General features: G+C 41.0%; 7 protein-coding genes. 1 reads left to right on the top strand and 6 read right to left on the bottom strand.

What is annotated here, in order from left to right:
* Positions 1-97 precede the first annotated feature (97 nt).
* From QUE35_RS10355 to QUE35_RS10340, 4 genes are all read right to left on the bottom strand, one after another.
* Entirely contained in the window at positions 98-979 is an 882-nt protein-coding gene (locus tag QUE35_RS10355) for a fimbrillin family protein (protein WP_022600659.1), read from the bottom strand.
* A gap of 19 nt (positions 980-998) precedes the next feature.
* Positions 999-2,828 (bottom strand): fimbrillin family protein, encoded by a 1,830-nt coding sequence (locus tag QUE35_RS10350; protein ID WP_081705611.1) that lies wholly within the window; start codon positions 2,826-2,828, stop codon positions 999-1,001.
* Positions 2,829-3,046: 218 nt separating this feature from the next.
* Positions 3,047-5,515: a bifunctional UDP-N-acetylmuramoyl-tripeptide:D-alanyl-D-alanine ligase/alanine racemase gene (locus QUE35_RS10345; RefSeq protein ID WP_022600657.1), complete on the bottom strand. Its 2,469-nt coding sequence runs from the start codon at positions 5,513-5,515 to the stop codon at positions 3,047-3,049.
* Positions 5,516-5,519: 4 nt separating this feature from the next.
* Positions 5,520-6,512: a GSCFA domain-containing protein gene (locus QUE35_RS10340; RefSeq protein WP_022600656.1), complete on the bottom strand. Its 993-nt coding sequence runs from the start codon at positions 6,510-6,512 to the stop codon at positions 5,520-5,522.
* A gap of 525 nt (positions 6,513-7,037) precedes the next feature.
* On the opposite strand from QUE35_RS10340, the gene QUE35_RS10335 reads away from it, so the two are divergent.
* Entirely contained in the window at positions 7,038-7,610 is a 573-nt protein-coding gene (locus QUE35_RS10335; protein ID WP_009319185.1) for a hypothetical protein, read from the top strand.
* A 40-nt stretch (positions 7,611-7,650) separates the two neighbouring features.
* On the opposite strand, the gene QUE35_RS10330 is transcribed toward QUE35_RS10335, so the two are convergent.
* A complete protein-coding gene (locus QUE35_RS10330) occupies positions 7,651-9,660 on the bottom strand; it encodes a glycoside hydrolase family 97 protein (protein WP_022600654.1) in 2,010 nt (669 codons plus the stop codon).
* Positions 9,661-9,795: 135 nt separating this feature from the next.
* Positions 9,796-12,099 carry a CotH family protein gene (locus QUE35_RS10325; RefSeq protein WP_122329744.1) on the bottom strand — a complete coding sequence of 768 codons (2,304 nt, stop codon included), beginning with the start codon at positions 12,097-12,099 and terminating at the stop codon, positions 9,796-9,798.
* Positions 12,100-12,111 lie beyond the last annotated feature (12 nt).

Raw genomic sequence — 12,111 nt, 5'->3', positions numbered from 1 at the left:
ACTCCTTTACTTACTATTCCTTACAGTTTAAAATGATATTTTTTAACGGTCTATTGAGAATGAAAATTTTTTATAGATCAAGTAATTTTCATTATAATTATTCGATTGTGATGTCGTCCGACACGCTACCTTGAGTTTCCCAGCCCTGAATGGTAATGCCACTGAGAGTAATGCCGCTCTTGTTGACAGCAAGCACCACTTCCAGTTGCTTACCACCGTCCAAACGAATGATACGCTGTCCTTTATCAGTCGTTTCAGGCAGATCTGCAAGTTCATATATATGAGTCTTTCCACCGATACAGACTTGCAGGGAAACCGAACTTTTTGCTTGCGGAACAACCAGTGTAGAAATTTCCTTGCCAATCTGCGGAATATAGCTTTCGGGTAAAATGTCAATATCAATAACCTCTCCTGTCACCAAATTTATCTTGCACTCAGCAATACCATCAAGAGTGGTTTGAATGGAATTCAATTCTTCATCGGTATAATCAGTGGACTTGTACTTGATAACGAGATTATGCATGGCGTGATAGAACGGCAGGTTAATAGGAGAAGCACTGCCTGTCGCTACCTTAACAGCGGGAGCCAGCAACAGGTCCTTTTCCTCACCTTCGGCATGGTTTACATTAAATACGAAAATACTTCCCATTTCCTCATCATGCTTGGGATAACAACCCGCAAAACAAACTTCTTTTGTAGCATCGGGTAACTTGAGATCTTCCCAGTTGAGTATAGTAGAGGGCATCATATAGTCCTTCATCTCGGTATAAGTACCATTGACTGAAATAGTGAGTGAGAACACATCTCCATCGGCAAACGTGCCGGAGCCATCCGCATCCAAGTGCGGACTACGCGTAAGAGCCTCAATACCCGGACGGAGATCAATACGTCCTGTTTCAACAATCGGAGACTGTTCATCACTGTGATCGCAGCCACTCAGAAGAGCCGCAACCGTTAGAAATAAAAAGAGTTTCTTCATAATTCGATTTATTCTATAATTATCTGTTTAAGCTTTGTTCCCATTTCTCCCATATATCACGGCGCAGGTCAACCGTCCCCACATCAGTGATGGCCACTGTACCAGTGCCCAAAAGAATAGGTTTATAAATATCATCCTGATAGCGGACAATTTTGCGAATACAACGATGATGCTGGTAAGGGATACTATTACCTGAAACTTCGAAGTTGTAATAATCGTTATTATCCACATAGTAGAGGGCTGATACAATGCCTTGTTCATCAAACTCCACTCCCCAGATAGTCATAGCGTGACCACCCGTGCTGTTCACACTAAACGTCAACGATTGTTTATTTTCGAGCGCTCTCTTGATGATATTGTTGAACTTCTCCTTTGTAAGGGGTTTTTCAGTGGTGGCTATCACATCTTCTTTGCTGAATGCATGCCGGAAGAAACCTTTAAAATTATTGGCAACGGACATGTTTTTGTAAGGAATATTTTTGCCATACCCCGTAATGAACCAATTGATACCGAAAGGGGCATAACCTGCTCTATCCTGACAAGTTTCTCGGAAAAAAGTGAATACATCCTCTCCCAGCACACCGTTAAACTCATAAGAGGGCCTGATAAAAGAGGCCATGAGCTCGTCCTCTTCCGGGTACATTTTGTCGTATTCTTCGATATAATCACGGTTGTGGTACATCCACCAATGCAGGCTATTAGAAGCAGAAGCTGCCCAGCACATGTGTCCGTCTTTCGGTCCCTCATGATCTTCTCCCGCTTCCGGATTAAATTTGTCACAGTCGTACCAACCATAATCTTTTTGCCACGACAGGTAACAGGTAGAAAGATCATCGGGTAAGACATGAAACCATTTTCCGACAGGAAATTTCTCAGGAGTCCCAATATAAGCATACTCCGCAGTGTTTTCATCGAAAACCGGCAGGGGATGTCCTTCTCTTTCAACACCCCACAGCCAAAGCTTCTTACCTGCAAAGTCCCCATCTGAAGGTTCACCAGATTGTTCTGTAAACCGAAGTTGAACGTTGGTTTCTTTTCCCGATTCTAAATTCTGCGAATCACCTACTATACCATCCGAGAATTTGTAATTATACGTCTTACCGTTGCACACGATGCGTATTCGATCCTCACCAATGTCAACGGGCTGCGGAGCAATCAGACAGATATATCTACCATCGCCCGTTTTATGTGGGATAATCCATTCCTCCGGAGAGTCTTCGTCCGGCTGCAATGAGCCTTTGGCAGAAATATTAAACAAACCTTGCGTGCGGCCGTACACTTCTAAGGCAAAATCAGAAGCATTTGTATCAAGTCCGGTAAGAGAGATATTCAATCGGTGCATCAGGTGACAAAACGTCATAGAAACCTCTTTATCGGAATTATTCATTATCATTTCATGTTGCGCACCGAGTAAGTCCGACTGTAGATAACCTTCCTCACTGCTTTGATCAGTCTGCACTGCACAGGTAATGACGTGTAACTCCGGTTCAACAGGAGTTTGCGGAGCCGGATAAAAAGCTGTAAGCATGACCTTACTCTTGCCTAAATCCGAAGGTTTGAGAAAAGGTTGCCAATGTCCTCCCTGTAAAGTGAGCTGATGGTAACGATGACTACCGTTTTCATCAGCGTACAGTCCCACCTCATCATTGTTCTCGAAAGTTCCTCTACCCGTCTCTTCGTCAATGATGGCACGAGTCTTCGGCAAGTTAAAGCAGAACTCGACACCTCCGTCTACCGTAGTTTTGCCCAGCAGATTATCATCATCACAGGAAGACAGGCAAGCGTTAAATAGCATAAGAAGACAAATGAAGCCTTTTGCTGTTTGGTAAAATTCGCAAATAGATTTCATATTACATCAATTTCTGAATTGCGTGATTAAAATTTTTATTCTATATATAATACCTTTATTTATCAATGGCGAACATTAGTCAGGAATATACCTGACAATGCATCCCGACTGTTTCTGCATCCTGATTTTCGAAAAAGATAAATATTATCCCAATAAGGATCACCAAACAGATGTCTGAAAATCTATTTACGACATAATATGATGCAAATATATATATTTTATTCTCTATAATATACCCTCTTCACTCGGGAAGAAACCGAGGTCAATATTTCATACGGAATCGTTTGTAGCCATTCTGCAATTTCCGTTACCGGTAACTGTTCCCCGAATATCTCCACACGATCTCCTTCCTTGCAATCGATATCCGTAACATCGATCATACAAACATCCATACATATATTCCCGACAATCGGCGCTCTCTTCCCATTAACGACAACTGCCCCTTTTCGATTACCCAAATGCCGATTCAATCCATCTGCATAACCGATAGGAATAGCGGCAATCCGAGAACGACGTGTAAGTACTCCACGTCGGCTATATCCTACCGTCTGATCCTCTTCCAGTTCTTTAATTTGTAAAATCGTAGTTTTCAACGTCGAAACAGTACGCAAGTCCGTATCCATCCCGCAAGCCGAAATGCCGTAAAGGCCGATACCCAAACGAACGGCCTCCATCTGCTCTTCGGTAAATCGGGTAATTCCGGAAGTGTTCAGAATATGCCGCATTACCGGTTGGGGAGTAGCAGATTGCACCGCAACGGCACACTCCTTAAACAAAGCGATCTGCTGACGTGAAAAAGCATCGAAACGAGGTTCGTCGCTTCCGGCAAAATGAGAAAATACAGATCGTGCCATCACTGTCGTTTGAGATTTCAGCCGCTCCGACAAACGTGGCATATCTTCCAATGTAAATCCGAGTCTATGCATTCCCGAATCTATCTTGACATGTATCGGATAACGCATAATTCCCTGTCGTTCTGCTTCATATATTAAAGCATCCAATAATTTAAAACTATAAACTTCCGGTTCAAGAGAATAGCGGAACAACGTACGGAAACTATTCATTTCAGGATTCATAACCATAATCGGCATCGTTATGCCGGCTTTCCTCAACTCAGCACCTTCGTCCGCCACAGCCACGGCCAGATAATCGCATCCCCGATCCTGCAGAGTTTTAGCCAACTCATACGAACCCGCTCCATAACCGAAAGCTTTCACCATACAAATAATTTTAGTTTCAGGTTTCAGCTTTTGTTTATAATAATTATAATTATCTATAATTGCATCCAGGTTCACTTCCAAAATCGTTTCATGCTGCTTCAATTCCAAAGCCTCCGAAATCTCTTCAAAATGATAATTCCGAGAGCCCTTGATCAAAATAAGCTCATTCGAGAAACACTCTGCCGCCCCTGACGCCAAAAATTCTCCGGTAGTAGAATAAAATTCGGTTTCCATAGGAAAAAGGGATTTATATGACAAAAGCTCCCGGCCTATCCCTATAAACCTGTCGATCTTCTTATGAATGACAATCTCGGCAACACGCCGATACAACTCATCGGGCGACATTCCCGATTGCAATATATCCGACAATATCAACGTACGTCTCATTCCCCGTGCCGCCGAACGCCTGTTCTGAAAATCAAGGGCAATATCCAAAGAATTAATGTCCGAATTATACGAATCATTAATGATAAGACAACCATTACGACCCTCTTTTACCTCCATACGCATAGCGACAGGCTCAAGCTTACACATGCGAGCTGCAATTTCTTCTCCGGTTTTACCCAAGTAAAGCATAACCGCCAGACAATGTATCGCATCTTCTATCGATGCATCTTCTACAAAAGGTATCGTAAATGACGAAGAAAAACGCAAATAATCATAATCGATACGGGTCGAATCTTCTCCTTTTACAATTTTAGAAATATACAAAGCTCTGTCTTTGTCTTTTCTCGACCAAGCTATTTCTCGTGTTCCCATGCACATTTTTTCGGCAGAATCTACAATCAAGGGATCATCTCCATCATAGATAACCGATTCGGAATGCGTAAAAAGAGAAAGTTTCTCAATACATTTCTCCTGCATCGAAGAAAATCCCTCCTGATGGGCATCTCCTAAATAAGTCAAAATACCGAATGTCGGTTTTATTATCGCTTCCAACTTATCCATTTCTCCAGGCTTGGAGATTCCGGCTTCAATAACGGCAAGCTCGGTATTCTCATCGATCTCCCAAACAGAAAGCGGCACTCCGATCTGCGAATTATAACTACGCGGAGAACGCACCATATTATAATCCTCATGCAATAACTGGTAAAGCCACTCTTTTACTACGGTTTTCCCATTACTCCCGGCAACTCCTATCACCGGAATCTTGAAACGTTTCCGATGTGCAGCCGCAAGACTTTGCAAAGCAGACAAGGTATCTTTTACCAAAAGGAAATTGGCATCTGCCATCTGCTTCCGGTCTTCCGGTAAAGAACTCACGACAAAATTACGGACACCTTTTCTATACAAGTCTCCTATATATCGATGAGCATCGTTACGTTTTGTCACCAATGCAAAAAAAAGAGTCTTTTCGGGGAAAGTCAAAGAACGACTATCCGTTAATAAATCCGATACCGTACACTCATGTACTATATCGCACTTTGCCTGTAAAATGCAAACGATATCTGTTATTTTATAATTCATCCGGTTATAATGTTTTTAAAAACAACTCCAGAGAATCTATCTCTTTCGAAAGATCAAAGTAAGAATATTTTTCCCGGATTTTTTTCAGTTTAAACAAATTTTGCACAGTAAAATCCCTGAATGTGTCCTTATCCGGAGTAAGAGGGCGATGATTCAACGCTTTTTCAAGACGTTCCCACTCCCGGTTCAAGGTCCGGGTCTCTTCAGAGAAACACGCCTCGGAAAAACGCTCCCAAATATATCTTATCGCCTGCTCATTCGGATGTGTCATTCCGGCATCATAAAAACGGTAATCCCTCAACTCGTCCATAACGATCTCATAAGAAGGAAAATAGATGCACCTATCAGGATACATCCGACATAACTCGTCCACGAATAAAAGCAAGACAGACTTACTAAGTTGGTTTTCATGCGCACCGTCTCTTAAATGACGAATCGGACTGACCGTAAACATAATTCTTAATTCGGGGTTCGAATCTGACAAACGTTCTATCAAAGGTATCCATCCCCGAAGCATCTCATCTACTCCGACACGACGACGATCGAACAACGAAGCCGGCAATTTATGACAATTAGCAACCACCTTTCCGGTCTCCCGTAAAGAATACACATATGCCGTACCGAAAGTCACCAACAACCAAGACACCCGGTGCAGTTGTTCCGCTCCAGCATTCAACTCCCGATTAATTCCGTTGATACACAGTTCCGGATCTGTATGTGAAAAACGGGAATGATGCCGAAAACTGTGCCAAAGATTACCATCCCGAAAAATATCATTTACTGTATATTGATAACGGTCCGACATCATTTGCAAAGCGTCTGCAATGGAAACCGGATTATACAAAATACCCGTAGGATTAATTTTTACATTAAATTTATGAGCAACCAATAAATGCCCTATATTCTCGGCAAAACAAGAACCCAACAACAAAATCTTATCCCGATGAGAGATCTGATGTTGCAATTTTTCACAAGGTACGATCGTTCTAAATTCCATGTAACAAACATACAAAAAATAATGAAGCTTTTTAGAGCCTATCTAAAATTTACTCGGACAAAGTTTAAGAAAAATCCACATGAACAGGCGGTTTCTCTCTCAATAGCAAAACCATACCGATACCGTCAACATCGTTATAGACCGGGAAAAAAGGTAAAAAACAACCGGAAAATATTTTTTATTAGAGAAATTAAACAAACTTTTGAAATAACAAATCAAAAACTAAAAGATAATTTCCCCACGATATTTAACAAAAAAAATATCTCTCCGACAGATACATACAATAAAGCTTTTTACTACTTTTGTAGCCCGAAATCGATCTTGAAGCGATGGTGACAACTTCAGGATTTTAGTTAAAGAGCTTTAGAGCCTGTCTAAATTTTGGAGAGTTTATTTTGAACGATTTTCTTGAAGATACTATTATGTATTTTACAAAAGGAAGATAATGGATCGACTTGATCGACAACTTCTTGATCGGGAAATTTAAACAAGCTTTTAATTAAATAAAATGATTCATTACGAATTATGAAAAAGCATCTTTTTTCTTTTGTAGTAATTTTTCTTCTCTTAGGATGCAATTCTCCTAAAAACTCAAATGAAGAGGCTCGTCAAGAAAATGAAATCCTACCCGCTGTTATCATCGAAACAAAGCAAGAAACGGATACAGTCAAACCTTCGGATATGTACAGCAACGCTTTAGATCTTCCCGAATTTCAAGATTGTACCGATTTCGGAGGAGCATTAATTTCGGACGATTACGGTGTGCATGTACTGCAAAACGACAAAAAAAGAATTACCTATCTGCTATTTGACGAACTCTCTGCAAGAAACAACAGCGGTATGCCTCTGTGGAAACTTCTCGACACACTTCAGTTGCAAGGAACAGAACTGAATATCGGATGGACAGGAAACGTAATGCTGAACGGTCGAATAGACAATGAACTCATCGTTCTTCTGCCGGATGATATAGATTGGATCGATACCGAAATATTCGATACGGTAAAACAAGCTTGGAGATTTGACCGAATACGAAAAAAAATCATAGAGATACCGGTCAAAGGTATTAGGTGCAAAAACGATATGTACGGCATCGATTGACATACAAAAAATGCGGGATATCCCGCATTTTTTATGTTCATCATTCCGGACGGAAATAAACAGCCTGCCCTCCTCCGTCTGCCAATTTCATATGTAACGTATCGGCAGAAGTCACAATCCTATGTTCTATCTTATAATCCGTAGGATTATCTTTCCAATGTGCATTATCCCCGTCAGCATAAATATCCGCGTGATATTTTATGTCGGGGCTTAAAAAGTCAAGAGGAATGTTTATCGTACGTCCGTTTTCATTCGTAGTCGCTCCAAGGTAAAACCGATCACCGGCTTGACGCACAACCGCGATATACTCTCCCGGTTCACCGACTAAGGCTTCAGAACGGTCGCAATCGGCATCAAAATCAATAAAGAACTGAAATGCCGGATGATTTTCATAATTCTCGATCATATCCGAAGCCATCTGCAACGGACTGTACAAAATTACCCAATTCGCAATTTGTTTGGCAAGAGTCGTGTTTACTCGACTATTCCCTTTATCCAAGTCGTTCCATTTTTTACGTAACGGAGAGTTGCGGGTTTTCTTGAATAAGATATCGAATGTTCCCGGAGTATAATCCATAGGGCCACCCAACAAACGAGTAAAAGGCAATATTTCATGATGAGACGGCGGATTTCCTTCACTCCATGCATTCCATTCCATACCTCGAGCTCCTTCTCGAGACATCATATTCGGCCATGTCCGACGAATACCGGTATCCTTTATCGGTTCATGTGCATTTACGGTTATTCTATATTTTGCCGCAGTTTCCACTACCTTCTGGTAATGCCGAACACCATATTGACTGTGATGCCAATACCCTCCGGGCATAGCTCCGGCATAACCGGTTTTCAGATCGTGTACTCCATAATCGACATACCAACGCAACGCCTTATCCAACTGCCTTTCATAATTCGGGACATTTCCTCCGGTTTCATGATGTCCGATAATACGAACTCCTTTTTCCTGTGCATAAGCAGCAATTTCATCCATATCGAAATCGGCATAAGGCTTCGTATAGTCGAAATTCTGACGGCCGCCCCAACTTTCCCAGCCCTCATTCCAACCTTCAAATAAAACACCTTCGATATTATGGGCTGCCGCAAAATCTATATAGCGTTTAGCATTCTCCGTTGTCGCACCATGACGGTCATTAATAACCCAAGACTCGACACCAAGATGCATCCCCCACCAAACACCAACATACTTCATCGGTTTTATCCAATCTGTAGAATCAAGGACACAAGGATCGTTTAAATTCAAAATAAGAGATGAGTTTATCAAACCTACAGCCTTAGGAGCGATCTGAATCGTGCGCCATGCCGTTTTAAATGCACCCGGGACATGAGCTTTCGTGCCATCGGGCAAAGGAGCTAACTCGGATTTGAATTTCCGCTCTCCGCATTTTTTTAATGTCATCTCCGGGAAATCATATAACGCAGCCTCATGAATGCTTGCATAGATACCGTTATCCGTCCTAAAAGTAATCGGAGTATTAGCGGTCTCCACTTCACTGATTTTTTGTGGAATATATAACAATTCGTAAGTCTCGAAATTTGCAGGAATCGACCAAGACCGGCCATCCTGTGCAAAATCGAATTCGGTCAGTTCATCCATAACGACTAAAGAATCCTTGTCAGGATGCTCATACTCATATCTGAATCCGATACCGTCATCAAAGACCCTGAAACGAATCACCAAAGACACATCTTCTTCGTTCTCCAGACAAACAGACATCTCGTTATAATGATTTCTGTTCTTTTTATTTTCCCCCCACGGTTGAGTCCAAACTTCATCTTTCGAAGAAAATTCGGTCTTACTTATTCTAAACGGCCCTGATATAAGGGAATCTTTAAAAACAAAGCCCAAACGGGAATCCCTTATAAAACTCTCTCCTTCTACATTCACCGAGTAACTAAGATTTCCACCGTCCGGATTATTCAAAACGACCTCAATACGCCCGTCAGGAGACAAGACCCGCTCTTGCAGCGAACTCCGACAACCTGCTAATAAAAACAGAATCGCGACAGTACAACAACATAACTTCTTTCTCATTTTTCTTGGTATTTATCCTTATTAAATAAACGTATATTCTAAGATTTCCACCTACATAAAAAACAGATATTTTTAGAACAAAAATAGGAGAAAGGGTTTTATAAAACAACATTCCCCTATTCTTATCCATTAACCTTATTCAATACATATTTTGTAAGTAATCCGGTCTGTATGATTACTTATAGTCAGTAAATACATCCCCGTAGCCAGATCATTCAAAGCAATTTTCTCACTTTCGGAATTTACAAATATCTTACGAACGACCAGACCTTGCATATTAATTAATTCAACACAAGCATTACCGGCACCATCGATATTCAAAATTCTTTGGTCTTTTATCGGATTAGGATAAACACGGACTGCTATATTTCCGAAAACAGGATCAAGTCCCCCTTCCGGCACATCATGCCCATCTTTCGTAACAGCAAGTACAGTCGGATATTTACTAGACAGATTATTCAAAACCGTTACCGATGATATCAATTTGTTATCGTCTGTTTCTATTTCATTCTCGAACAAACGGAATTGTAAACGCTCATCTATATCATCCGCTTTAAACTGCGAGCCGTTATCTTCACATATAATACGGCCTAATCCATAAACAGCCTCTCCTTGTCCTGAAGATGCACTAAACCAATCTTCGATCGAAACGCTCTTCGAGACAGAAGTTCCGTCTGTATAATTGACCGTCACAGACATAGAAGACTCCCCATTTGCACTAATCGTCAACAAATACAATTTCGAAGTTTTTTGAGGTGTAGAAAATTGAAGAGTCGCAGAAGCATTACGAGACTTTAAAACAGCAGCATTTTTCCCGTCATAAGCCGATAATCGATATTCGATTCCCGAATTCGATATAATAACTCCGTCAGTCGGCAAAGAACCGTTTTCCTGAACCTCCGGTCCGAATAATACCCATCCTTGATCATCCAAAGTCATTGTAGAATGATTAACAGCAGGTTTCTTCTCCGCTATAACATCTGCATTAAATCCCGACACGATACTTAATGGCGTAACCTCAGGCTTAGGAGGTTCTATACCCAACAGCTCCTTATCCATAAAAGTCAAACGATCTTTGATCCACCCTCGCAAATAGGCAATCTCGTCCTCATAAGACTCAGCTATATATTTTACTGGCCAGACATACTTTCCCCAACGCGGCCATGCTTGAAAATTACGCTGTTGTGCTCCGTTTTCATTCAACAGATTTACAAGAGAATCAAGAGTTGCAGTAATATTCTCGTCAGAATAAACTGTTTCCCGATACTCTTTCCAGCGGGCTTTTATCTCTTCTACAAAAACCGGATCGCTCAACAGACGATACCACCAAAAAGGAACGAGCTGATTGTCGTTTCCTTTTACGGCGTCATTAAAATCGTAAGCCCAAGTATCATACCTCCAACCGTCATAATAATCTGCATTTCCAAAACCCAAGTTCATATCCCAAAGAGACATTTTAAATCGAGGATCTTTACTGTCTCGGTATTTATACAAATTCGTACTTAGTCTATACCCATCTACATTATGAGCAAATTCGGTCGAAAGCATATAATCGATAAATGACGTCACATCAATATATTTGCGGTAACCTGTTTTCGGATCGGTATAATCATCAGAAGCTAAAGAATTTTCAAAAGCATCGATATAACTATGAATATAATTTTTCTGAGCCTCAGTAAGCTCTTCATATTCCGGAGCGGTATATTGGAACGATATTTTTTTCCCAAAAATAGGTGTTCCGTCAGAATAAACAGGAATGTGCTTTGAAGTATAAACCGTTTCGTCATCACGATCCACTTCAAGATGATACCCTCCAGTCAGTTCATCCCCCAAATCTCCCGGGTCAGGCAAATCCAGACGGTACTTCCCTTTTCTGACTCTTTCTGAAAAAATATATACTCCGTAATATGTCCCGTCCAAAACAAGTTCACAATGTTTCCCCGAAGGAACGAATTCAAAAAAAGGTCGAGCTAAAGTAAAAGAAAAAACATCTCTTATCAAACTTCGGTCCGAATAAGGAGCTAATAAAGCCCAATCATTATCCTTTCCCATCCCCAGTATAGAGATTTTCTGTTTTTTACCCCCCTCTTCCAATGGTTTGTCTAACGGACGCACGGCGTACGGCTTTTTATCTGAATTCGTAAATGAGGAATTACCCCGATATTTCAAACCGATATAACCTTCATAATCGACTTTCTGGTCGGGATGCGCGAGGGTATCGGCATAATTCAGTTTTCCCTCCCCATTATAAATAATCTTCATACGAGCAGTAATTCTCTCTTCCCGGTCTATTTGACGTCCCCCGACATTTAAGAACACAATCGGCAAATTCGTCTCGGTAAAAGGGACATCGACATTATCGGGTTTATAATTATCCGACTGTTGGGCTGAAACAGAAAATAAAGAGAAAAGAGATAACAATAAAAATAATTTTTTCATGATTCTATTTTT

It is taken from the genome of Coprobacter fastidiosus (genome assembly GCF_030296935.1).
Lineage (GTDB): Bacteria > Bacteroidota > Bacteroidia > Bacteroidales > Coprobacteraceae > Coprobacter > Coprobacter fastidiosus.
The sequence above is the reverse complement of the archived record's forward strand: the minus strand, read 5'-3'. Positions and strand labels throughout refer to the sequence as shown.

What these genes read in the sequence shown, in the direction of transcription:
- QUE35_RS10340 (WP_022600656.1), bottom strand. Translation starts at nt 6,512, where the DNA reads ATGGAATTTAGAACGATCGTACCTTGTGAAAAATTGCAACATCAGATC.
- QUE35_RS10345 (WP_022600657.1), bottom strand. Translation starts at nt 5,515, where the DNA reads ATGAATTATAAAATAACAGATATCGTTTGCATTTTACAGGCAAAGTGC.
- QUE35_RS10355 (WP_022600659.1), bottom strand. Translation starts at nt 979, where the DNA reads ATGAAGAAACTCTTTTTATTTCTAACGGTTGCGGCTCTTCTGAGTGGC.
- QUE35_RS10350 (WP_081705611.1), bottom strand. Translation starts at nt 2,828, where the DNA reads ATGAAATCTATTTGCGAATTTTACCAAACAGCAAAAGGCTTCATTTGT.
- QUE35_RS10330 (WP_022600654.1), bottom strand. Translation starts at nt 9,660, where the DNA reads ATGAGAAAGAAGTTATGTTGTTGTACTGTCGCGATTCTGTTTTTATTA.
- QUE35_RS10335 (WP_009319185.1), top strand. Translation starts at nt 7,038, where the DNA reads ATGAAAAAGCATCTTTTTTCTTTTGTAGTAATTTTTCTTCTCTTAGGA.
- QUE35_RS10325 (WP_122329744.1), bottom strand. Translation starts at nt 12,099, where the DNA reads ATGAAAAAATTATTTTTATTGTTATCTCTTTTCTCTTTATTTTCTGTT.